Annotated in this window: 22 protein-coding genes and 1 pseudogene; 13 read left to right on the top strand and 10 right to left on the bottom strand. The window is 20.9% G+C overall.

Annotated elements, in window-relative coordinates; genetic code table 11:
- Positions 1 to 2: 2 nt before the first annotated feature.
- Positions 3 to 1,391: an NAD(P)(+) transhydrogenase (Re/Si-specific) subunit beta gene (locus GJT85_RS00365; RefSeq protein WP_208754256.1), complete on the top strand. Its 1,389-nt coding sequence runs from the start codon at positions 3 to 5 to the stop codon at positions 1,389 to 1,391.
- 58 nt (positions 1,392 to 1,449) lie between these two features.
- Here the strand turns inward: GJT85_RS00365 and GJT85_RS00370 are convergent, their stop codons facing one another.
- The gene (locus tag GJT85_RS00370) at positions 1,450 to 2,184 is read right to left on the bottom strand and encodes a helix-turn-helix domain-containing protein (protein WP_208754257.1); all 735 of its coding nucleotides are present in this window, start codon (positions 2,182 to 2,184) and stop codon (positions 1,450 to 1,452) included.
- 955 nt (positions 2,185 to 3,139) lie between these two features.
- Positions 3,140 to 4,690, bottom strand: a pseudogene (locus tag GJT85_RS02305) (Rne/Rng family ribonuclease); the annotation flags it as partial.
- Positions 4,691 to 4,893: 203 nt separating this feature from the next.
- On the opposite strand from GJT85_RS02305, the gene GJT85_RS00380 reads away from it, so the two are divergent.
- From GJT85_RS00380 to GJT85_RS00435, 12 genes are all read left to right on the top strand, one after another.
- Entirely contained in the window at positions 4,894 to 5,856 is a 963-nt protein-coding gene (locus GJT85_RS00380; protein WP_208754259.1) for an RluA family pseudouridine synthase, read from the top strand.
- Positions 5,857 to 5,937: 81 nt separating this feature from the next.
- Positions 5,938 to 6,117, top strand: a complete 180-nt coding sequence (rpmF, locus tag GJT85_RS00385; protein WP_208754260.1) for a 50S ribosomal protein L32 — start codon at positions 5,938 to 5,940, stop codon at positions 6,115 to 6,117.
- A 77-nt stretch (positions 6,118 to 6,194) separates the two neighbouring features.
- On the top strand, positions 6,195 to 6,638 hold the full coding sequence (locus GJT85_RS00390) for an ACP S-malonyltransferase (RefSeq protein WP_208754261.1): 444 nt from the start codon (positions 6,195 to 6,197) through the stop codon (positions 6,636 to 6,638).
- Complete coding sequence (locus GJT85_RS00395) at positions 6,599 to 7,153, top strand: ACP S-malonyltransferase (protein WP_211080550.1); 555 nt, start codon at positions 6,599 to 6,601, stop codon at positions 7,151 to 7,153. Before GJT85_RS00390 ends, GJT85_RS00395 begins: the two co-directional genes overlap by 40 nt.
- A gap of 16 nt (positions 7,154 to 7,169) precedes the next feature.
- On the top strand, positions 7,170 to 7,907 hold the full coding sequence (fabG, locus tag GJT85_RS00400; RefSeq protein ID WP_208754263.1) for a 3-oxoacyl-ACP reductase FabG: 738 nt from the start codon (positions 7,170 to 7,172) through the stop codon (positions 7,905 to 7,907).
- A 123-nt stretch (positions 7,908 to 8,030) separates the two neighbouring features.
- A complete protein-coding gene (acpP, locus tag GJT85_RS00405; protein WP_208754264.1) occupies positions 8,031 to 8,267 on the top strand; it encodes an acyl carrier protein in 237 nt (78 codons plus the stop codon).
- A 72-nt stretch (positions 8,268 to 8,339) separates the two neighbouring features.
- Positions 8,340 to 9,584, top strand: a complete 1,245-nt coding sequence (fabF, locus tag GJT85_RS00410) for a beta-ketoacyl-ACP synthase II (RefSeq protein WP_208754265.1) — start codon at positions 8,340 to 8,342, stop codon at positions 9,582 to 9,584.
- A 70-nt stretch (positions 9,585 to 9,654) separates the two neighbouring features.
- Positions 9,655 to 10,671 carry an endolytic transglycosylase MltG gene (gene mltG, locus GJT85_RS00415; RefSeq protein WP_208754266.1) on the top strand — a complete coding sequence of 339 codons (1,017 nt, stop codon included), beginning with the start codon at positions 9,655 to 9,657 and terminating at the stop codon, positions 10,669 to 10,671.
- Between the two features lies 1 nt (position 10,672).
- A complete protein-coding gene (gene tmk, locus GJT85_RS00420) occupies positions 10,673 to 11,293 on the top strand; it encodes a dTMP kinase (protein WP_208754267.1) in 621 nt (206 codons plus the stop codon).
- A 16-nt stretch (positions 11,294 to 11,309) separates the two neighbouring features.
- Complete coding sequence (locus GJT85_RS00425; protein ID WP_208754268.1) at positions 11,310 to 12,314, top strand: DNA polymerase III subunit delta' C-terminal domain-containing protein; 1,005 nt, start codon at positions 11,310 to 11,312, stop codon at positions 12,312 to 12,314.
- Between the two features lie 38 nt (positions 12,315 to 12,352).
- Positions 12,353 to 13,807, top strand: a complete 1,455-nt coding sequence (ptsG, locus tag GJT85_RS00430; protein ID WP_208754269.1) for a PTS glucose transporter subunit IIBC — start codon at positions 12,353 to 12,355, stop codon at positions 13,805 to 13,807.
- 8 nt (positions 13,808 to 13,815) lie between these two features.
- The gene (locus tag GJT85_RS00435) at positions 13,816 to 14,154 is read left to right on the top strand and encodes an HIT domain-containing protein (RefSeq protein WP_208754270.1); all 339 of its coding nucleotides are present in this window, start codon (positions 13,816 to 13,818) and stop codon (positions 14,152 to 14,154) included.
- Here GJT85_RS00435 and GJT85_RS00440 read toward each other — a convergent pair.
- From GJT85_RS00440 to trpD, 8 genes are all read right to left on the bottom strand, one after another.
- Entirely contained in the window at positions 14,151 to 15,905 is a 1,755-nt protein-coding gene (locus tag GJT85_RS00440) for a potassium/proton antiporter (RefSeq protein WP_208754271.1), read from the bottom strand. The genes GJT85_RS00435 and GJT85_RS00440 overlap by 4 nt on opposite strands.
- Positions 15,906 to 16,145: 240 nt before the next feature.
- Positions 16,146 to 17,147 carry a type I glyceraldehyde-3-phosphate dehydrogenase gene (gap, locus tag GJT85_RS00445; RefSeq protein WP_208754272.1) on the bottom strand — a complete coding sequence of 334 codons (1,002 nt, stop codon included), beginning with the start codon at positions 17,145 to 17,147 and terminating at the stop codon, positions 16,146 to 16,148.
- A 44-nt stretch (positions 17,148 to 17,191) separates the two neighbouring features.
- Positions 17,192 to 19,015, bottom strand: coding sequence for a signal peptide peptidase SppA (gene sppA / locus GJT85_RS00450; protein ID WP_208754273.1), 1,824 nt, complete (start codon positions 19,013 to 19,015; stop codon positions 17,192 to 17,194).
- Between the two features lie 40 nt (positions 19,016 to 19,055).
- Entirely contained in the window at positions 19,056 to 19,859 is an 804-nt protein-coding gene (gene xthA, locus GJT85_RS00455) for an exodeoxyribonuclease III (protein WP_208754274.1), read from the bottom strand.
- Between the two features lie 55 nt (positions 19,860 to 19,914).
- Positions 19,915 to 20,733, bottom strand: a complete 819-nt coding sequence (gene trpA, locus GJT85_RS00460) for a tryptophan synthase subunit alpha (RefSeq protein WP_246212291.1) — start codon at positions 20,731 to 20,733, stop codon at positions 19,915 to 19,917.
- Positions 20,734 to 20,755: 22 nt separating this feature from the next.
- Complete coding sequence (trpB, locus tag GJT85_RS00465) at positions 20,756 to 21,934, bottom strand: tryptophan synthase subunit beta (protein WP_208754275.1); 1,179 nt, start codon at positions 21,932 to 21,934, stop codon at positions 20,756 to 20,758.
- A gap of 36 nt (positions 21,935 to 21,970) precedes the next feature.
- On the bottom strand, positions 21,971 to 23,350 hold the full coding sequence (gene trpCF / locus GJT85_RS00470) for a bifunctional indole-3-glycerol-phosphate synthase TrpC/phosphoribosylanthranilate isomerase TrpF (protein ID WP_208754276.1): 1,380 nt from the start codon (positions 23,348 to 23,350) through the stop codon (positions 21,971 to 21,973).
- Complete coding sequence (gene trpD, locus GJT85_RS00475) at positions 23,343 to 24,386, bottom strand: anthranilate phosphoribosyltransferase (protein ID WP_208754277.1); 1,044 nt, start codon at positions 24,384 to 24,386, stop codon at positions 23,343 to 23,345. Before trpD ends, trpCF begins: the two co-directional genes overlap by 8 nt.
- Positions 24,387 to 24,395 lie beyond the last annotated feature (9 nt).

The raw sequence follows: 24,395 nt of genomic DNA on the forward strand, positions 1-24,395 counted from the left end.
TAATGTCTGATAAATTAATATCACTTATATATATTATATCTGCAATATGTTTTATATTTAGTCTAGCATATTTATCGCAAAAAAAAACAGCGCATATAGGTAATTTATTAGCTATAAATGGCATGATGATTGCAGTTATTACAACTATTTTATTTAATGCAACATTATATAATACAATATATATTGTAATAGCAGTTATTTTAGGTGCTTTTATTGGGATAAAGATATCAAAAAATATTAATATGACTCAAATTCCGCAATTCATAGCAATTTTACATAGTTTTGTAGGACTAACTGCTGTTATAGTAGGATTAAATAGTTATATATTAGTACATACATATCTTTCTAATATTCATATTATACAATTAATAGAAATTTTTGTTAGTATTTTTATTGGTACAATAACATTTATCGGTTCTATTATAGCATTTGGTAAATTATCTGGATTATTATCTACAAAAACATTAGTAGTAAAATATAAATATTTGATTAATATATTTATGATAATTATTACATGTATATTAATGTTTATGTTTTTAACAAATAATTCTTTTATATCACAAATTGTTATATTAGGATTAATGATTTGTGTATCTTTAATTTTTGGATTTTATTTGATTATGGGTATTGGTGGTGCAGATATGCCTGTAATTGTATCTATGTTAAATTCATATTCAGGTTGGGCAGCAGCAGCTTCTGGTTTTATTTTAACTAATGATTTATTAATTATTACAGGGGCTTTAGTAGGTGCGTCAGGAGCTATATTGTCATATTTAATGTGTAAAGGTATGAACAGATCTTTTTGGCAAGTGGTTTTTGGCAGTAATTATTATCCAAAAAATATTAATCATAGTAATAATATTAAACAAAAACATCAAGAAATAAATATTGAAAAAACTATTAAAATTTTAAAAAATTCTAATAATATTATTATTGTTCCAGGATATGGATTAGCAGTATCCCAAGCACAATATTTATTATCACAAATGATATATAAATTAAAAAAATATAATATTAATATTAGATTGGCTATTCATCCTGTAGCAGGTAGATTACCTGGACATATGAATGTATTGTTAGCAGAAGCAAAAATACCATATAATATGGTTTTTGAAATGGATGAAATTAATAAAGATTTTTCTACAACAGATACAGTATTGGTGATAGGAGCAAATGATACAGTAAATCCTTTAGCACAACAAGATCAAAATAGTCCTATTGCAGGAATGCCTGTTTTAGAAGTATGGAAATCTAATAATATTATTATTTTTAAAAGAAGTATGGGGCAAGGTTATTCTGGTATAAATAATCCTTTATTTACAAGAAAAAACAGTTATATGTTGTTTGGAGATGCTAAAAATAATATTAATAAAATTTTAAGTAATATATAAATATTAAAGTTTACTCATTATGTATAATAAAATACATATTGAGTAAACTTTGTTAAATTTAGTAATGTACTAATTTTAATAATTTTAAATAATTATTAATTAAAATATATTTACCATGAATTACTAATATTTTATTTTTTTTAAATTTATTTAAAATTCTACTAATTGTTTCTATTGTTAGACCTAAATAATTACCAATATCATTTCTACTCATAGATAATTTAATCTTATTTGTAGATATTCCTTTCATTCTAAAATTTTGAGATAAATTATATATAAAAGTCGCTATTTTTTTTTCAGCATTACGTTTAGATAAAAGAAAAATTAACTGATAATTTTTCTTCATTTCTTTACTCATAATATTAATAATATAGGAACTTATTGAAGGTATTTTATCACATAAAAATTTAAATATATTTAATGGTATTATACATAAGATGGATTTATCTATTACTTGACTAAAACTATTATAATAACCACTATTAAATCCATCTAATCCAAATAAATCTCCAATATAATTAAATTTAATAATTTGTTCTTCACCATGCTTAGTAATAAAAAAGTTTTTAATTATACCAGAACACAATATATATAAATATTTAACAGTATCTTTTTCTTTAAAAATAATAGATCCCTTTTGTAATATTTTTCTTTTAATAAAAACTTTATTAAATTTTGTGATTTTACTATGAATATAATTCGATATACATTGTTTATATATAAAACAATCTTGACAATTAAAATTATTAATATTTAAACTAATATCTTTATTATATTGTTTTTTTAAAATCATTATTTTGTCTCTAAAATAATAAAAATTATGTTTAATAAATATTTATTTATAAATATATACAAATGTACTTATTATTTTGATAATAATTTTATGGACGTTTAACAGGTGAAGTAGCATATTGTTTAGCAATATGTCCTCCGGCACCCTTATTATTTTTATTGATATTAAATTTAGTATGTATTATATTATGAATATTTTTGTTTGTATTTGCAATATGATTTAATTTATCATTATTATAAATTATTTTTTTATATGCATAATTATTATTTTTAATATTAATTAAATTAAAAAAATTATTAATATTAAAATATATTTTGTTAAATTTATATATATTACTAATATGATTAGTACTATAATGATATTTATATTTATATTTAATTTGATATATTAAATTATATTGAGCATAATAAGACCATAATTTCCATTTATATTTTTGAGTAATATTTGTAAATGTTACTAATTTATATTTTTTTTTTAAACAAATATTATTTTTTGGGTTTTTTAAAAAATATATATTATTTAAAAAATTTTGATGAAAATTATTATAATTATTAAAACCATATAAAAATATGTTGTTTAATTTAAATGATTTTTTAAATAAATTAAAATTATTGTTTGTTACTAAAAAATATTTATTTTTAGGTAAAATATAATAATTATTAAAAGTAATAATATGACTCAAATTATTATTTTTTATTGATTTATATGTTTTACTATATATAATATTTTTTATAAAAAAAATATTATTAATGATCCAATGCATACTATAGATCATATTATTAAATAAATTATTAATCATATTAAGTAATAAATATATATATTGCTTATTTAATTTAAACATAAATTTTAATAATAATATTACTTTATGCAAAAAAAATTTTTTATTACTAAATAAAGTATATTTATTAAAAATATTATAATCAAAAAAATTATTGTGTAATAAAAAATCTTTATTATACTGATCATTACTATTTTTTTGTATATTAGATTTTTTTTTAGATAAATAATGTATATTTTTTATATTTGTACTATGTTTTATTCTTGTTAAATGATAATTAGGAGTATTTAATTCATTATTAGGTATGATAAATACTTTTATATTTCTATTTTCAATAGTATTAATAACCTCTTTTTTAATATTTAATAAATAGAAAGCAATTTTTGTTGGTACAATAACATGTATTTCTTTTGTTCTGTCTTTAAAAGATACTTCTTCTATTAATCTTAAAATAGATAGAGATAAAGATTTATTATTTCTTATAATACTATTACCAGAACATCTAGGACATGTATAATAATTAGATTCTTTTAAAGATGAACTTAATCTTTGTCTAGACATTTCTAATAATCCAAACTTAGAAATTTGATTAATTTTTATCTTGGCTCTATCATCTTTTATTTGTTCTTTTAATCTTTGTTCTATTGCTCTTTGATGTTTAACTGGTGACATATCAATGAAATCTATAACAATTAAACCTCCTACATCACGTAATCTTAATTGTCTGGCAATTTCATCAGCAGCTTCTAAATTAATATTAAAAGCTGTTTCTTCTATATCTGATCCTTGAGTAGCTTTAGATGAATTAACATCAATAGACGTTAATGCTTCAGTAGTATCTATAATAATAGATCCTCCAGAAGATAATTTTACCTTTCTTTGAAAAGCAGTTTCTATTTGTGTTTCAATTTGATAATAACTAAATAATGGTATTGTACCATTATATAATTTAAGTTTATGAGATAATTCAGTACGACCTAATAAATTAATATATTTTTTAGCTAATTTAAGTATTGTAATATTATCAATTAAAATTTCATGTATGTCTTTACTTAAATAATCTCTTAATGCACGAATAATAATATTACTTTCTTGATGAATTAAAAAGGGTGCAGGATTATTATTAGAAACTTTTTTTAAAAAATTCCAATGTTTTAATCTAAATTTTAAATCTGTTTTTAATACTTTTATATCTTGTCCTAATCCTGCTGTACGAATTATTAACCCCATATTATCAGGTATTGGTAACAAAGATAGTATATCTTTCAATGTATTCTTTTCGCTTTTTTTAATTTTTTTAGAAATACCTCTAATATGTGGATTATTAGGTAAAAGTACTAAATAACTGCTTGCTAAACTTAAGAATGTAGTTAGTGAAGCTCCTTTATTACCACGTTCTTCTTTATTAATTTGGACAATAATTTCTTTTCCTTCTACTAATATATTTTTAATTAGTAAATTATTATTCATAACATCATTATGTATATAATCTGGTAAATATTCTTGTGAAATTTCTTTTAAAGGTAAAAAACCATGTTTTTCCATTCCATAATCTATAAATACTGCACCTAAACTAGGTTCGAAATGACTAATTTTACCTTTATATATATTAGATTTTTTTTGTTTATGTTGAGTATCTTCTATGTCTAAATCATGTAATCTTTTACCATAAACTATTGCAATACGTATTTCTTCTTTTTGAGTGGCATTTATTAACATTTTTTTCATAATAACTTACTCGTTATATATTTAATATATATATTTATTTTATTAAATTGAGAAGTAAAAATTCTTTAATTATTTATAATATTATTTAGTAAAAATTATTATCCTAAAATATAATATACAATAATATTATAACAAAATTATATATAATTTTGTTATAATATTAAAATTACTTATCATACTGCATATTTATTAATGGTTAAAAAATGTATAGTAATATAGGAAATCAGTTTATTAATATATCTGATGATATGTATAATCAAAGAATTGATAATTTTTTGATTAAAATATTAAAAAATATTCCTAAAAGTATTATTTATAAAAATATTAGAATAGGTAAAATTAAAATTAATAATAAAAAAATATTACCTAAATATAAATTAAATATTAATGATATATTATATATTCCTAATATATATATAAACAAAATAATAAAAAAAAAATCTAATCTTAATATTAATAAAATTAAATTTTTAAAAAATATTATACTTTTTGAAGATAAATATATTTTAGCTATTAATAAACCAACAGGCATAGCTGTTCATGGTGGTAGTGGTATTAACTATGGGATAATAGAAAATTTACGTTTTATATATAAAAAAATTAAGTTTTTAGAATTAGTACATAGAATTGATAAAGATACTTCGGGGATATTATTAATTGCAAAAAAAAAATATGTTTTACAAAATTTACATAAACAATTAAGAGAACAAACTATTCAAAAAGAATATTTAGCTTTAGTAAAAGGTAATAGTCAAGAAAAAAAATATTTATATATTAAAAGTTTTTTATTAAAAAATTTTTCTAATAAAAAAAATAAAGTTATTGTTCATGATACTAAAGGAAAATTTTCAATAACTAAATATAAAATTATAAAAAATTACAAAAATACTATGTTAGTTAAAATAATACCATTAACAGGACGAACACATCAAATTAGAGTGCATATGGCTTATGTTGGACACCCTATAGTTTATGATCAACGTTATGGTGATAATGAATTTAATATACAATTAAAAAATAATATAAATTTACAACGATTATTTTTACATGCTTATAAAATCAATTTTATTCATCCAATTACTAATAAAAACATTAATCTTTGTGCACCTCTTGATGAATTATTAATACAGTATTTAGCAACATTAAAAAAAATTACTCATGATTGACTTAGTTGAAAATCTTATCATTAAATTATATAATAATCATGTATGTAATATTTTTATATAATTATATAGGATACGTAAATTATGGCAGTACAAAAACAAAAAAAATCCAGAGCAAAAAGAGGCATGCGTCGTTCTCATCAGTGTATTTCACTAAATAAAATTCTTTTGGTAGATAAAAGAACAGGTAAAAAAAATTTATATCATCATATATCCATAGACGGATATTACCGAGGTAAAAAAATTATTAACACATCTTCTTAAAAATATAAATATTATATATTTATATTTTTTAAATTATTTATATAATTAAATAAAATATATTTCTAAATATAAAAAACATGATTAAATTTGCCGCTATTTTCCCAGGACAAGGTATTAAACATATTAATATTTTATCTGATTTGTATAAACGTTATAAAATTATTCAGCAAACATTTGATAATGCATCTAATATTCTTGGATATAATTTATGGCATTTAATAAAATATGGTCCACAAGAAAAATTAAATATCACATATTATGCTCAACCTGCTATACTTACCACATCTATAGCATTATATAAATTATGGATCAAACAAAGTAATTGCATGCCTCAAATTACAGCTGGACATAGTTTAGGAGAGTATAGTGCATTAGTTTGTAGTAAAGTTATTAATTTTCATGATGCAATTAGACTTGTTGAATTAAGAGGTAAATTAATGGATACAGTTACAAAATCCTTTAATGATTATCATCATAATGGATGTTATATGCAAGTAATAATAGGTTTAAAAAAAAAATAGTGGAAAATATTTGTAAGAATATCTCTCAAAAAAATATAATTTCCATAGCATGTGTTAATACACAAAAACATATTACAATTAGTGGTAATAAATATGCTATAACAAAAGCTATAAAAATATTTAAAATATTAGGAGCAAAAATTATACCATTAAATATAAATATACCTATACATTGTATATTAATGAAACCTATAATTAAACAATTTCATAATTTATTAAACACTATTAAAATTAAAAAACCTATTATACCATACGTTAATAATGTAGATGTAAAATTTGAAACACATCCAGAAAAAATAAAAAATGCTTTAATTCGTCATATATATTGTACAGTGCATTGGTACAATTGTATGAAATATATAGAAAAAAAACATATATTTAATTTCATAGAATTTAATACCTGTAATATTTTAAATAAATTTTCTCAACATATAACCAAAAAAAATAATGTTATAACACTTTATAATCAACAAATGTTAGATATTGCATTAAAAAAATATTTGTTTAAAACATAAAGGAAAAAATTAATAAATGAATTTTACAGGACAAATAGTTTTAATTACAGGAGCTAATAGAGGTATAGGATTTAATATTTCTAAAACATTAGCAAATTTTGGTGCATATGTGATTGGCACTGCTACTAGTGAAGATGGTGTAAAAATTATTAATAATAATTTAGGTACAAAAGGCATTGGAAAAATATTAAATTTTATAGATGATACATCATCTATTATAAATATAGTTAAATTTATTATTAAAAAATTTAGAAAAATTGATATTTTAATAAATAATGCAGGTATTATAAATGATAACTTATTAATAAAAATGACAGATCATGAATGGGAAAATGTTTTAAAAATTAATTTAACTTCTGTTTTTAAAATATCTAGAATAGTTATAAAATATATGCTAAAGAAAAAATTTGGTCGTGTTATTACTATTGGATCAGTTGTAAATTTTATAGGTAATATTGGACAAATTAATTATTCAACATCTAAAGCTGGTATTATTGGTTTTAGTAAAACATTAGCTAAAGAAGTCGCATCTCATGGTATTACTGTCAATGTAATTGCACCAGGTTATATAAATACTGATATGACTGCGAATATATCTAAAAACAAAAAAAAAAAAATTATAGATCAAATTCCTATTAAACGGTTTGGTAATGTTAAAGAAGTAACAAATGTTGTACTTTTTTTAGCTTCCAAAAAATCATCATATATAACTGGAGAAACAATTCATGTTAATGGTGGTTTATATATGTCATAATTTATTCTACAATATTTATTAAATAACATACCAAATAATATTAATTAATATTCAACAATATTTGTACAAAATATTAATGATATAAATTTATCATTGATTAGTTTGATAGGAAAATATACTAATATGAGTAGTTCTATTGATAAACGTGTAAAGAAAATTATTATTGAACAATTAGGTGTTGAACCACAAAAAGTTATTGATAATGCTAATTTTATTAAGGATTTAGGTGCAGATTCTTTAGATACTGTAGAACTTATTATGGCTTTGGAAGAAGAATTTAACACAGAAATTTCAGATGAAGAAGCAGAAAAAATTACTACTGTACAATCAGCTATTAACTATATTAATAATCATTTATAATAATTAAATAAGATATTTAGGAATGAAATATTATCTTCATTCCTAAAAAATATAAATATATTTTAAAATATTATGTGTAAACGTAGAGTAGTAATTACTGGATTAGGTATTATTACACCATTAGGTTTAGATATAAAAAGTAATTGGTATAATATTACTAATGGTAACAGTGGTATTAGATTAATTAATGATTTTGATACTTGTCAATATAAAACTAAAATTGGAGGTATAATTAAAAATTTTACTTACGTAAATAATTTTACGAATAAAAAACGTTATATAGATTTTTTTATACAATATGGATTAATAGCCTGTGAACAAGCAATGTTAGATTCAGGTTTAGTATCTTTTTATAAAAATAATAATACTAATAGATTTGGAGTTGCCATGGGTTCTGGATTAGGTGGTATACAAACAATAGAAAAAAATTGTATTAAATTATATAATTTTGGACCTAAAAAAATTCATCCGTGTTTTATACCAGCATCTATTAATAATATGTTAACAGGTTATATAGCTTTAGATTTTAAATTAATGGGTCCTAGCATTTCTTTAAGTACTGGATGTGCTTCAGGTATTCATAATATTGGTTTAGCATATAAAATGATATCATATAATGATGCAGATATAATGATAGCAGGAGCAGCAGAAAAATCTATTACACCTTTAATTATAGGAGGTTTTAATGCTATTAAAGCATTATCTACAAGAAATAATGAACCAAAACAAGCTAGTAGACCATGGGATAAAGATAGAGATGGTTTTGTTTTAAGCGATGGAGCCGGTGTATTAATTTTAGAAGAATATTATCATGCAAAAAAACGTAATGCAAATATTTATGCTGAAATTATAGGTTTTGGTATAAATAATGATGCATATCATATTACTGCGCCTTCTAAAGATAATAAAGGAGCTAAATTATCAATGTATAATGCATTAATTGATGCTAGAATTAATATTGAACAAATTAATTATATAAATGCACATGGCACATCTACTAAATTAGGTGATTTAGCTGAAGTATGTGCTATTAAATCAGTATTTAAACATTGTTGTTCTAAATTAGCTATTAGTTCTACTAAATCTATGACCGGCCATTTATTAGGTGCAGCTGGAGCAATAGAATCTATCTATTCTATATTAGCTTTAAAATACCAAATTATACCACCTACAATAAATTTATATAATCCTGATGAAAATTGTAATTTAGATTTTATTCCTAATATAGCTAGAGATACACATAATATGAAATATGTATTATGTAATTCTTTTGGTTTTGGAGGAATTAATACATCATTAATTTTTAAAAAAATATAAATTATGTGTAATATAGCTCATACATATTTATGTATGTTATTAAACTTTTAATATATTATGTGAGTTTTAAATGCCAAAATTTAATATAAATAAAATAATTTATACAATATTTTATATAATATATGTAATAATTTTACATTGTTTTTTTCAATTATATGGAACAATTTATTCATATATTAATGTAAATCAAAAAATTATAACATATATAATACCTCCTGGTAGGGGTGTAAATAATGTTTTATATGATTTACAAAAAAAACATATTATTAATAAAAATATTTGGTTATATTTATTTTTACAATTACAACCATATTTAAAAAATTTTAAAGCTAATATTTATCATTTAAAACCACATACATATGTTATTAATATGTTAGAATTATTCAACTCTAATAAAGAAACACAATATGCTATTACTCTTTTAGAAGGTGAAACATTACAACATTTTCTAAAAAGATTAAATGAAAATGGATATATTAAACATACATTTAATTGTCAAGATATAGTGTTACTTAAGAAAAAATTAAATATTACAGATGATTTTCCATTAGAAGGAAGATTTGCTCCTAATACTTATTTTTATAATGCAAATACTACCGATCTAGAATTATTACAATCTATGTATTGTGCAATGAAAAATAATGTAAAATTTATTTGGGAACATAGAGCAAAAAATTTACCGTATAAAAATATATATGATTTAATCATAACAGCATCTATTATTGAAAAAGAAACTAGTAATAAACAAGAAAAAAAAATTATTGCTTCTGTATTAGTAAATAGATTAAAAAATAATATAAAACTACAAATAGATTCAACTATTATATATGGTATGAATAATAACTTTAATTTAAAATTATTGCCAAAAATGTTAAAACATAAAAATAAATATAATACATATATAATTTTAGGATTACCACCTAGTGCTATTGCTACTCCAAGTATTAGTTCATTAGAAGCAGCAGCACATCCTATAAAAAGTAATTTTCTATATTTTGTAGCAAACAATAATCATACTCATATTTTTACTGAAAATTTTAATGCACATAGACTTATTATTAAACAATTACATAAGAAATCCCATTAAAATGAAATTAAATAAATTTATTGTTGTAGAAGGTATTGATGGTTCAGGTAAAACAACAATATGTAATTATATTATTTATTTATTAAAATGTTGGAATATAAATAATATTATTCGTACACATGAACCTGGTGGAACTATTCTTGCTGAAAAAATACGTAATTTAATAAAAAATTCTTATAAAGAATTTTTTTCATATAAAACTGAATTGTTACTTTTATATGCAGCTAGATTACAATTATTAGATAATATTATTAAACCTAACATTAAAGATTATTGGATTATATCTGATAGATATGATTTATCATCTTATGCTTATCAAATAGGTGGCAGAGGTATACAAAAAAAAGATATATTATTTTTACAAAAATTTATTAATAATAATATTATACCTAATATAGTTATTTATTTAGATGTTAATCCTTTAATTGGATTACAAAGAATTAAAAATAGAAATAAAGATAGAATTGAAAAAGAATCAATTAAATTTTTTACTAATGTAAGAAAATATTATTTAAAAATAGCAAATAATAATAATATGATAAAAATAATTGATGCTAATAATAATTTATCAAATGTTAAATTATTAGTAAAAAAAATATTATTTAATTTTATAAAATCATAGGAATATTTATAATATAATGTGTGAATTACAATTAATTCCTGATTACCCTTGGTTAAATATATTTTATAAAAATATTATATATCAGTTTACTAAAAAAAAGAATCATCATGCTTTTATTATATGTTCTATACATGGTATAGGAACTATATTTTTAATTAATAAGATAATTCAATGGTTATTATGTACAAATAAAAACAATTATTATAGTTGTAATATATGTAAAAATTGTACTTTATTAATACAAGGTTATCATCCGGATGTATATATTATTAAAAAAGATAAATTAAATTATAATATTAGTATTGAAAAAATTAGGGATATTATAAAATTTATTAATATGAAAGCATATCAAGATATGGGTAAAATAATTTGGCTTCCAGATGCTAATATGTTAAATATATCTTCTAGTAATGGTTTATTAAAAATTATAGAAGAACCCTTACAAAACACTTGGTTTTTTTTACAAAGTAATCATATTAATACATTATTACCTACTATAACTAGTAGATGCCAAATTTGGCATATATGTCCTCCAAATGAATATATTGGATTATCATGGTTACAAAAAAAGTTATATCCAACTACATATAATATTAATGAATTATTAACAGCTCTGAGAATTAATTATTATGCTCCTATTAATGCTTATAAGTTATTAAATAGTATTTTTTGGGATAATAGAAAAAAATTATATACAACTTTTATTATTGCAATTAAATGTGATATATTAAAACTATTAAATATATTAAATAATGTAAATATTTTATTATATTTAAATTGGATTTATATATTATTTATTGATATTATAAAAATTCATTGTAATATTAATACAAATTTTATATATAATTTGGATCAAATAGATTTAATATATAAAATATCTACTATAATAACAAAAAAACAAATTTTATTAATGATAAAAAAAATATTATATTATCGTAATATTGTTATTAATATAAATAATATTAATCGTGAACTTATAATTGTTCAATTATTATTATCATTAGAAAAAATTTTAAAATAATATTTAATAAATTTTTAAAAATTATTATTAGGATATTTATGTTTAATAATACATTTTCTTATATGCAAAAAATAGGCAAATCTTTAATGTTGCCTGTTTCTGTTTTACCAATTGCTGGTATATTATTAGGTATAGGATCTGCAAATTTTTATTGGTTGCCTACAGTTATTTCTGATATTTTAAGTAAAACAGGCGGTTCTGTATTTAATAATATGCCATTAATTTTTGCAATTGGAATTTCTTTAGGATTTACACAAAATAATGGAGTATCTGCTTTAGCATCAGTAGTATCTTATGGAATTTTAACAAAAACTGTAGAAGTTATTATACCAATATTATTAGATGGTAAAATAATACAACATAATAATATTATACAACAACATTTAACTAATACAGGTGTATTAGGTGGTATAATTGCTGGTGCTATATCTGCTTATATGTTTAATCGTTTTCATAATATTAAATTAGTAGAATATTTAGGTTTTTTTTCTGGCCAACGTTTTGTACCCATTATTTCTGGATTAACAGCTATATTTATAGGATTATTATTATCTTTTATATGGTTACCTTTAGGTAAAATTATACAAAATTTTTCTTATTGGGCTGCATATCAAAATCCTATATTAGCTTTTGGTATATATGGTATGGTAGAAAGAGCTTTATTACCTTTTGGATTACATCATATTTGGAATGTTCCTTTTCAAATGGAAATAGGTTCATTTACTAATGTAGTAACTAAACAAATATATCATGGTGATATTGCTAGATATATAGCTGGTGATCCTACTGCTGGAAAACTAGCTGGTGGTTTTTTATTTAAAATGTATGGATTACCAGGAGCTGCTATTGCTATATGGCATTCTGCTAAAAAAGAAAATAGAAAACATATTGGTAGTCTTATGTTATCTGCAGCTTTAACTTCTTTTTTAACAGGAATTACTGAACCTATTGAATTTTCTTTTATGTATATAGCACCATTATTATATTTAATACATATGATATTAGCTGGTTTAGCTTTTCCTATTTGTATATTATTACAAATGAAAAATGGCACAAGTTTTTCACATGGATTAATTGATTTTATTATTTTAAGTGGTCATAGCCACAGATTATGGTTGTTCCCTATTATAGGAATATTTTATTCTGTATTATATTATATAATATTTCGAATATGTATATATATATTTAATTTACAAACTCCAGGCAGAGAATATAATCAAGAAAAATTTAATAATAAAAAAAATATAATAAATAATTATGGTGAAAAATTAGTACAAGCTTTTGGAGGTAAAAAAAATATTATAAATTTAGATGCATGTATAACTAGATTACGTATTACTGTGCTTGATACAACAAAAGTAAACATATCAGAATTAAAAAAAATGGGTGCATTAGGTGTTATTATTTCTGGTAATGGTGTACAAGCTATTTTTGGCACTCAATCAGATAATTTAAAAACAGATATGCATAAGTTTTTACAAAAAAAAGATTAATATAAAATATGAATATATTTAAAGATATTGTATGTGGAAAAAAAAAAATTCATCTTGAGTATGAAGATGAATTTATTATAGCTTTTAATGATATTAATCCAAAAAGTCCAGTACATATTTTAATTGTACCTAAGTTCTTTATACCTACATTAAATGATGTAACACATCAACATGAAAATATATTAGGTAAAATGATAATAGTAGCTAGTAAAATAGCAAAAAAAAAACATATAAATCATGATGGTTATAGACTAGTAATAAACTGTAATGATAATGGAAGACAAGAAATATTATATTTACATATGCATTTATTAGGTGGAAGAAAAGGTACGAATATTTTTTTTTAATTTTTGTTTAAAATATGTTTAAGTTGTTTTTTTGTACTGCTAATACCAATTTTAGTAATTTTTTCGTTTTCTTTTTCTGCAATAGTCCAAATAAAATTATTCCATTTTATTTGGTCTCCAACTATAGGAACATGACCAATTAAATTTATTAAAAATGTTTCAATTGATTGATATTTATTAATGTTTTTATTTAAATTAAATCCATATATTTTAGCAATATCATTTATAGATGTATTGCCATGAATAATAAAATCACCAAAAAATTTTTGATTTTGCAATAATTTTGTAGATTGACTAAATAATTTACCTAAATCTTGTATATTACATTCATTACCTATAACACACACAATATCTTTAACTTTTAATATTAGATTATTAGCAGGTTTAATTATTTTATTATTTCTTATTAATACATTAATAAAAGTATTTTGTGGCATATATAAATCACGTAATGTTTTTCCTATACACCATTGATCTTCTGTCATTATATAAATAAATTGTTCCCATTGTATAGAAGTATTAATACCTAAGTGAATTCTATGTATCGGTGTAAGAATAGTTGGTATTGTAATATTTGCTATTCTTGCCACATAATACAATGTACAACCTTGAATAATTAAAGACATTAATACAATAAAAAAAGCTATATTAAAAAATAATGCAGCATGATTTAAATTAGACATTATAGGAAATACAGCTAAAATAATGGGTACAGCACCACGTAATCCCATCCAACTAATACAAAAACGTTCTCTATTATTAAATCTAAAAAATGGCATTAGACCTATTATTACTGATATTGGACGTACAAAAAATATCATCCATAAAGACAATATAATAGCAGGTATTGCTATATATAATAAATCTATAGGTTTAACTAATAATCCTAAAAGTAAAAACATAATGATTTGACTACACCATGCAATACCATCAAATGTTTGTATAATTTTATAACGATAATAAATATTATTATTATTTCCTATAATAAAACCATATAAATAAATTGCTAAAACACTACTTCCATCTAATAAAAATGTTATAGAAAAAGTAAATATACCTATAATTAAGGCTAATAATGGATATAGTCCACTAACTAGTATTATACGATTAATAATTTTTTTAAATATCCACGCACCAATATAACCTAATATAATACCTAATATAAATTGTTGCAAAAAATGTTTAAGAAACAGAATAATATGAAAATATTGTTGTTTTTTTTTTATAAAATTAATAAATGTTGTTGTTAAAAATACTGCCATAGGATCATTAATACATGATTCCATCTCAACAGTAGAAGTAACTCTTTCATTTAAATCTTTACTGTATGATAAAGAAAAGATTGCAGCTGCATCAGTTGATGCTACTATAGAACCTACTAACATCCCTTCTATTAAATGTATATGAAATAATATTTTTACCATTATTCCTGTTAAAAATGCTGTTATTAATATGCCTATTGTTGCTAAAGACAATGCCGGATATAAAGCTATTTGCAAAATTGAACGTTTAGTTCTCATCCCACCATCTAATAATATTACTGCTAAAGATAAATTACTAATAATATTTGCTAGTGCATAATTACTAAATGGAATTTTACCAATTCCATTAATTCCTGATAACATACCTAAAAATAAAAACATTAATAAAACAGGTATACCTATTCTAGAAGATATAGAACTTAATAAAATACTAATTAATACCAATATACATCCTATAATAGATAAAATCAGTACTGCTCTTAAATCCAATGGATTATACTCCTATGTTATTAAGTATTTTACTTATAAAAATTGGATGAATTAATGAACAATACATATTGTATATATATTTGTCAAATGATAATTTATAACTTATGTAAAGACAATTATGAGGGATAATATCTATATTATATAATAATTATTTCATGTTAATTAAATATTTAAGCTGATCTATATTAATCAGCTTAAATATTATTTTTCTAAATTATAAAAAATGTTAAAATATTTATTTTATGACATAATACATGTTACTAAATCAAGTACTTTATAAGAATAACCAGTTTCATTATCATACCAAGCAATTAATTTAAAAAAATTATTTCCAATATATATACTTGCTTTTTTATCAAAAATTGAAGTAAATATAGAACCATTAAAATCACTTGAAACTACGTCATCTTTTGTATAACTAATAATATCTTTCATACTATTTTGAGCATAAAATTTAATATTTTCGTAAATTTCATTTAAATTTGTTTTTTTATAAACTTGTACAGTTAAATCTACAACAGAAACATTAGACACTGGCACTCTTAAAGATATACCTGTTAATTTACCTTTTAATTCTGGTAAAACTAATCCTACTGCTTTTGCTGCCCCTGTGCTAGAAGGAATAATATTTTGATAAGCACCTCTGCCTCCTCTCCAATCTTTTTGTGAAACACTATCTACTGTTTTTTGTGTGGAAGTAACAGCATGTACAGTAGTCATTAATCCTTGATTTATAATATATTGATCATGTATGATTTTTGTTAATGGTGCTAAACAGTTAGTTGTACATGAAGCATTTGAAACTATTTGTTCACCATTATATTTATGAAAATTTACACCTTTTACATACATTGGTATAGAATTATCTTTAGGTGGTGCTGTAATAACAACTTTTTTTGCACCAGCTATTATATGTTTAATAACTAATTCTTGTGTTAAATATATACCTGTAGATTCTATTACTACATCAATATTTAATTTATTCCACTGTAATTTAATAGGATCTTTTTCAGTACAAACAAAAATTTTATTTTTATTAACCATTAAATAATTTTTATCTATTACTTTAATCTTACCATTAAAACGTCCATGAGTTGAATCAAACTTTAACATATAAGCAACATAATTTATATCTAATAAATCGTTAATAGCAACTATTTTTATATTATTAAAATTTTGAGCAGCCCTAAATACCATTCGACCGATTCTACCAAAACCGTTAATAGCAACTTTAATAGACATTAATTATCCCCCACCCCATAAAATTTATAAATATATTATTTGTTTTAATAAATATGTTCTGTACAAATAGAATATATATTTTTAAAATATGTAATATAATTTGTTAAAATAATATTTGTTTTAAAAGTATCAGAAAGATTATTTATATTTGATAATGATAATATTTTATTATATAAAAAAATATTTTTATGTATTTTTGTTATTATATCAAAAAAATACATAGGATTTTTTTGATAATCATTATTAAACTGTAACTTTATATATTTTAAATGTGTTAATTGAGCTATTTTATTAATAGCATCATCAAAATCACCTAATTTATCTACTAAACCGTATTTTTTTGCCTCATAACCTAATATTACCATGCCATTAGATATTTTTTTTACATTTTGTATTGATTGTTTTCTATAATGAGATATTGTATAAATAAATTGATTATATATGTTTTCCATACTTAATTGTATGATTTGTTTTTGTACACAAGATAATGGTTGAAAAAACATATCATTAGATCTTTGAGAAATATTAACACCATCTGTATAAATACCAAAATTATTTAAGGTTTTATCTATAGTATTTACAATACTAAAAACACCAATTGAACCAGTTAATGTCATAGGATCACTAATAATATAATCAGCAATAGTAGAAATAAAATAAGCACCAGATGCTGCCATAGAATCCATTATTACAACAATAGGTTTATTTATATTTTTTAGAGTTTTTAATTCGTCAAAAATTAATTGAGATGCTAGTACACTACCCCCAGGACTATTAATTTTTAATATTAATCCTTTTATATTAGGATTTAAATAAACATAATGAATATTATTAATAATATTATGTAATTTATCATTAAATTCTATAATACCGTTAATATTAATAACCGCAATATTACCTAAACTATTTTTTTTATACATGAATATATTATGGATATAATTATCTATATTAATATGTTTATATGTAGTATGTGTATTATCCCAACCAAATTTTTTAATCATCCTATTTTCAAAAATAGTATTAGTCAATAACTTATCTACTAAATGAGTTTTAAGTGCATATAATGCTAAATTACCATGATATATTTTTAAAATATTAATAAATTTTTCATCAGAAAAAAATATATTTGATGATTTTATATGTCTATTATATGAAATAGAATTTAAAAAATGTTTCCATAAAGTATTAATTAATTGAGTAAAAAAAATTTTATTTTTTATTGACATGTTATTATTTGAAAATGATTCAATTGCTGATTTATATTCTCCTATTTTAAAAATATTTGATGTAACATTAAAATTATTTAAGAATTTTTTATAATAAAATCTATTTATACTTAATCCATGTAAATCTATATAACCATGAGGATTTAATATAATTTGATTTGCAAAACTTGCAATATAATATTGTTCTTGTGTATATATATTACCTATAGCATATATAGGTTTACCAGATTGTTTAAACTCTTTTAAATATTTACCTAAATAATGCAATGCTGATATATCATCTATAACTAAATCATTCATTTTTAGTACAATACCAGTAATATTTTTATCATATTTGGCATGTTGGATAGATTTAGCTATATAAAATATAGCATTTGGATTATAATTATTTGAAAAATTATGGAATATATTTGATATTTTATTATTATTTATAGTATCAGAAAAATTTTTTTGAAAATTAATTTCTAATATTGTTTTAGTATATGTATTATTATAATTTTTATAATAATTATTATAAAAATATATACTAGTGAATAATACTACTATTATAAATAATAAATTAAAAATAAAAATTCTAATAAAATTAATAATTGAACAAATACAACAACATAAATATTTTAGTAGCTTCAACAAGCTAATCATTTTTACACCTAGTTATATAAAATAATAATATAAAATAATATTAAATTTTAAGTTCAATCCAAATTGGGGCATGATCCGAAGGTTTTATCATATTACGAATATTATAATCTATATCAGAATTTACATAATATTTTTTTAAACTTTTGCTAATAAAAATAACATCAATACGCAATCCAATATTTTTAATATTACTTTTAAATCTATAATCAAACCAAGAAAACTTATTATTAATATTTGGATGCATTATTCTCCAAATATCATATAATCCCCATTTTATTAAACGATATACACATAATCTTTCTTCAGGTAAAAAAGAACACTTTCCTAATTTTAACCATTTTTGACGATTATATGTATTAAAACCAATATCTAAATCAGTAATACTAACATTAATATCTCCCATCATAATAATATGATCAGTAGGTTTTAAATTATTAACAAAAAATTTATATAAATTATTAAAAAAATATATTTTTTCATTAAATTTGATTGTATTAAATCGATTATCTCCTTGAGGAAAATAACAATTAATAATTTTAATATTACCAATAGCACTATTTATTTCCATCATAATAAATCTTTTTTGATCAATATTAAAATTAAAATTTTTTTTTTGTATATTAAAAGAATTATAACGACTTAATAAAGCTACACCATGATTTTTTTTTTGTCCATGTACATATATATTATATCCTAATTTTATGAATTCTTCTTTAGGAAACAAAGTATTTGTAACTTTTGTTTCTTGTAACCCAATAATATCAGGATTTTTTACTTTTATTAAATATTTTACTTGATGTAAATGTGCTCTAATTCCATTAACATTAAATGAAACAATTTTCATATTTATAATAAACATAAATTATATTTAAATTATAATATAATATATATTATTTTAATTATACATATAATGTAGCATGTTTAAAATTAATAACTATATTTTTTAATTTTTTGAATAAATATTCAGGATTATGTTGATACTTATTAATTTTATTAATAATAAATGATCCGACTATGACTCCTTTAACACCATTTTTAATAGCTTGTTTAATATAATCAGTATTATAAATACCAAATCCTTGTACTGGTACAGATTTATGATATTTAAATATCTTTTTACATATTTGTTTTGTAGATAATAAATCATTATTTTTTATATTATATCCAGTAATACCAGATCTAGAAACTACATAAATGTATGCACATTGAAATAACACTATTTGATTCCAAAAATTATTATCAGCATTAGGCGGGCATAATAAAACTGGTAATATATTATATTTTTTAGAAAATTGATAATATATTTTATATTCTATTAAAGGAATATCTACTATTAATATAGAATCAATGCCAGCATTATAAGCTTGTTTATAAAAATCATTTATTCCATAGGAACAAATGATATTAGCATATATTAAAATGCCAATTGGTATATTTATATATTTTTTTCTAATTTGTTTAATAATTTTAAAACACATAATAATATTTATGTTTAATTTTAATACTCTATTATAAGATTTCTGAATAATTAATCCATCAGCTATTGGATCAGAAAATGGTATACCTAATTCTAATGCATCAGCACCATTATTAATTAATATATCAATAATATGCATAAATATAGTTATTGATGGATCTCCTATAGTAACAAAAGGTATAAAAGCAACTTCTTTTTTTTTTTTTAATATTTTAAACATATTATTATAGCGATTATTCATATGCATGTGCTAACTTCTCCATTTAAGATATATAATTATGTACTATATTAGTATCTTTATCACCTCTACCAGAGAGATTGACTACTAATATTTGTTTTTTTTTAATATCTCTTTGTATAATTTTTAAAGCATAAGCTAATGCATGTGATGATTCTAATGCAGGGATAATGCCTTCTTTTTTACACAAAATTTTAAAAGCTTGTACTGCTTCATTATCAGTAACAGTTACATATTTTACTTGTTTCGTATGATATAAATATGCATGTTCAGGACCAACTGCAGGGAAATCTAATCCTGCTGAAATAGAATATGAATTTAAAATCTGGTGATCTTTATTTTGTAAAATATTAGTTTTCATACCAAAATATATTCCCTTTGTGCCATGTGTTATTGCAGCACCATGTTTATTGGTATGAATACCCATACCTCCAGGTTCTACACCAATTAATTGTATAGATTTATTTTTTAAAAAATGTGAAAAAAAACCAATAGCATTAGAACCACCACCTACACATGCAATCATTATATTAGGTAATTTATTTTCTAATAAGATTATTTCTTTTTTTATTTCTTTACTAATAATACTTTGAAATGTATGTACCATAGTAGGATATGGATGTGGTCCAGCAGCTGTTCCTATAAGATAATGACTATGTTCATAATTATTTGACCAATAACGTATAGCTTCATTACATGCATCTTTAAGTGTACTATTAGGTGATTTTACTTCAATTATTTTAGCACCTATCAGTTTAATTTTAATAACATTATCATTTTGTCTTTTTATATCTTTACTACCCATAAAAATTTTGCATTTTAGACCTAACAAAGCTGAAACTATAGCAGTTGCTATACCATGTTGTCCCGCACCAGTTTCAGCTATAATTTCTTTTTTACCCATATTTTTTGCTATTAATGCTTGTGCTAATGCTTGATTTATTTTATGTGAACCACTATGTAATAAATCTTCTCTTTTTAAATAAAGAGTTGTATTTGTTCCCATAGTTAAATTTTTACATAATGTTAATGGACTTGGACGTCCTACATAATTAGTTAATAATGTGTGTAATTGTTTATTAAAATTAGGATCTTGTTTATATTTCATAAAAGCTTCTTCTAATTTTAATAAAGTTGGGACTAGTATTTGTGGCACAAACATTCCGCCAAATTTTCCAAAATAGCTGGGCATTAAAGTTTTCATTTTATTTACCTCATATAAATAATATGATATTACATATTAATTATTACGTATTTTTTGAAACAACTTTTTTATTTTTATATGATCTTTAATACCAGGTTGTGTTTCTACACCTGAATTAAAATCTAATCCATAACAATTAATATTTTTTGCTATACTATAATTATGAATATTTAAACCTCCAGCTAGTAAAATATTATTAGTATTTATATTTTTTAATAAATTCCAGTTAAAAGATTTGCCTTGTCCAGATATATAATAATCATATACAAATAAATCTATATTAAAAAAATTATTTTTAGGAATAAAATTATTTATTTTATATGTTTTCCAAATTTTTATTTTTGACGAAATTTTCTTTTTTAAATGATTAATAAAATTTTGGTCTTCATTTCCATGTAATTGTAATCCATATAATGGTATAAGTTTAGTAATACGTAATATATCTGCTATAGAATTATTACAAAATACACCAATATATAATAAATTAGGTATATTATATATAATATGTTTTGCATATATAGATTTAATATATCTAATAGATTGTTTTGTAAATATTAAACCACCAAAAACACTACCATATTTATCAGAAATCATAGCATCTTCAATAGTTCTTAATCCACAGACTTTATTATTACCAAAAATTATTTTTTTTATGCTTAATAAAATATTATTTTGAGAGGTAATAGCTGAGCCTATTAAAAAACCATTAACTATTTTATTTAATTGATTAATTTGCATATGATTGTTAATACCTGAAGCACTAATAATAATAGTATTTTTAGGAATATAATTTTTATATATACTTAATATATTTTTTGTTGTGTTAATATTAACAGTAAAATTATTTAAATTTCTATTATTAATACTAATAATTTTAGCTTGTAAATTAATAGCTCTTTTGAATTCTTGAATATTATTAACTTCTGTCAGAATACCCATATTTAATTTATGAGCAATATTAGATAATATATTATATTGTTCATCATTAATAATAGATAATATTAATAATATAGCATCTGCACCATGTAATCTTGCAAAATATATTTGATATGAACTAATAATGAAATCTTTACATATAATTGGTTGTGATACTATATTTCTAACTACCTTAATATAATTAAAATTACCTTGAAAATATTTTTCATCTGTAATAATAGAAATTGCTGTAGAATATTTTTGATATATATTAACTAAATTAATAATATCAAAATTTTTACAAATTATTCCTTTAGTTGGAGAAGCTTTTTTACATTCTAGAATAAATATTTTTTTTGTACATTTTAATATTTTATAAAAATTAAATTGTGTTTTTTGAATATTTTGTTTAATATATTCTATAGATATTTTTTTTTTGTGTATATCTATCCACATAATTTTATCTTTTATAATTTTTGTTAAAATATTGATATTAGACATAATGGTTTTTTATATATCCTTGATTTATTAACTCAGCAATATAATTATAACTTGATCCTGAGTATATTTGATCTATTGCTAATCTAGTATTGGCAATTAAATTGTCATAACCATTTAATTTTAATAAAAATGCAACATTAGCAGCTACAGTATTTATATAACTAATATTTTGACACTGTCCTTTTAATAATTGTATAAGTTTTTTAGTATTATCTTTAATTGATATGCCTATTAAGTCTTTAATAGAAATATAATTTAATCCAAAAGACTTAGGTGTTAATATATAATTATGAATTTTTTGATTATATAATTCAAAAACAATAGTATCATTATGTAAAGAAATTTCATCCATACCTCTACAATATACAACTGCTGCTCTATAATATTGTAAATATTTTAGCGTATAAATCATTGGTTTTAAGAGTCTAGGATCAGATACACCTATTAAAATTATTTTAGGTTGGAATGGATTAATTAATGGACCTACTATATTAAAAATAGTATATGTTTTTAATTGTTTTCTCACTGCCATAATATCAGAAAAAAAACTATAATATTTTTGTGCAAATAAAAAACATAAATTATAATTATTTAATAATTTTTGTGCATCTATAAAAGAATGATTTAATGGATAACCTAATAAAGATATAATATCAGCAGAACCAGCAGTACTAGATACACAAGAATTTATATGTTTTGCAATTTTAATACCACATGATGCTGCAATAAAAGCACTACTTGTAGAAATATTTAAAGTATGTAGATTATCTCCGCCAGTACCAACAATATCTGAAATAATATTTTTTGATGATGTTATATTGTATATTTTACTATTTGTATAATTACGAATAGTATTAACAGCTCCTATAATTTCTTCTGTATGTATACCTTTCATTTTTAGTGAAATTAAAATAGCTACTAACTGACTATGATTAACTTTTTTATTTATAATCATAGAAAATATGTGACTAATTTCTTTTTTAGATAAATGACGAAAATTATATAATTTATTTAAAATATTTTGTAAAATTAACATTATTATGTT

This window comes from Enterobacteriaceae endosymbiont of Neohaemonia nigricornis (assembly GCF_012571795.1).
Classification (GTDB): Bacteria; Pseudomonadota; Gammaproteobacteria; order Enterobacterales; family Enterobacteriaceae.

What these genes read in the sequence shown, in the direction of transcription:
- mltG (WP_208754266.1), top strand. Translation starts at nt 9,655, where the DNA reads ATGCCAAAATTTAATATAAATAAAATAATTTATACAATATTTTATATA.
- tmk (WP_208754267.1), top strand. Translation starts at nt 10,673, where the DNA reads ATGAAATTAAATAAATTTATTGTTGTAGAAGGTATTGATGGTTCAGGT.
- trpCF (WP_208754276.1), bottom strand. Translation starts at nt 23,350, where the DNA reads ATGTCTAATATCAATATTTTAACAAAAATTATAAAAGATAAAATTATG.
- GJT85_RS00435 (WP_208754270.1), top strand. Translation starts at nt 13,816, where the DNA reads ATGAATATATTTAAAGATATTGTATGTGGAAAAAAAAAAATTCATCTT.
- xthA (WP_208754274.1), bottom strand. Translation starts at nt 19,859, where the DNA reads ATGAAAATTGTTTCATTTAATGTTAATGGAATTAGAGCACATTTACAT.
- trpB (WP_208754275.1), bottom strand. Translation starts at nt 21,934, where the DNA reads ATGAAAACTTTAATGCCCAGCTATTTTGGAAAATTTGGCGGAATGTTT.
- GJT85_RS00380 (WP_208754259.1), top strand. Translation starts at nt 4,894, where the DNA reads ATGTATAGTAATATAGGAAATCAGTTTATTAATATATCTGATGATATG.
- gap (WP_208754272.1), bottom strand. Translation starts at nt 17,147, where the DNA reads ATGTCTATTAAAGTTGCTATTAACGGTTTTGGTAGAATCGGTCGAATG.
- sppA (WP_208754273.1), bottom strand. Translation starts at nt 19,015, where the DNA reads ATGATTAGCTTGTTGAAGCTACTAAAATATTTATGTTGTTGTATTTGT.
- acpP (WP_208754264.1), top strand. Translation starts at nt 8,031, where the DNA reads ATGAGTAGTTCTATTGATAAACGTGTAAAGAAAATTATTATTGAACAA.
- fabF (WP_208754265.1), top strand. Translation starts at nt 8,340, where the DNA reads ATGTGTAAACGTAGAGTAGTAATTACTGGATTAGGTATTATTACACCA.
- fabG (WP_208754263.1), top strand. Translation starts at nt 7,170, where the DNA reads ATGAATTTTACAGGACAAATAGTTTTAATTACAGGAGCTAATAGAGGT.
- trpA (WP_246212291.1), bottom strand. Translation starts at nt 20,733, where the DNA reads ATGAATAATCGCTATAATAATATGTTTAAAATATTAAAAAAAAAAAAA.
- GJT85_RS00390 (WP_208754261.1), top strand. Translation starts at nt 6,195, where the DNA reads ATGATTAAATTTGCCGCTATTTTCCCAGGACAAGGTATTAAACATATT.
- trpD (WP_208754277.1), bottom strand. Translation starts at nt 24,386, where the DNA reads ATGTTAATTTTACAAAATATTTTAAATAAATTATATAATTTTCGTCAT.
- GJT85_RS00425 (WP_208754268.1), top strand. Translation starts at nt 11,310, where the DNA reads ATGTGTGAATTACAATTAATTCCTGATTACCCTTGGTTAAATATATTT.
- GJT85_RS00370 (WP_208754257.1), bottom strand. Translation starts at nt 2,184, where the DNA reads ATGATTTTAAAAAAACAATATAATAAAGATATTAGTTTAAATATTAAT.
- GJT85_RS00365 (WP_208754256.1), top strand. Translation starts at nt 3, where the DNA reads ATGTCTGATAAATTAATATCACTTATATATATTATATCTGCAATATGT.
- GJT85_RS00395 (WP_211080550.1), top strand. Translation starts at nt 6,599, where the DNA reads ATGTTATATGCAAGTAATAATAGGTTTAAAAAAAAAATAGTGGAAAAT.
- rpmF (WP_208754260.1), top strand. Translation starts at nt 5,938, where the DNA reads ATGGCAGTACAAAAACAAAAAAAATCCAGAGCAAAAAGAGGCATGCGT.
- ptsG (WP_208754269.1), top strand. Translation starts at nt 12,353, where the DNA reads ATGTTTAATAATACATTTTCTTATATGCAAAAAATAGGCAAATCTTTA.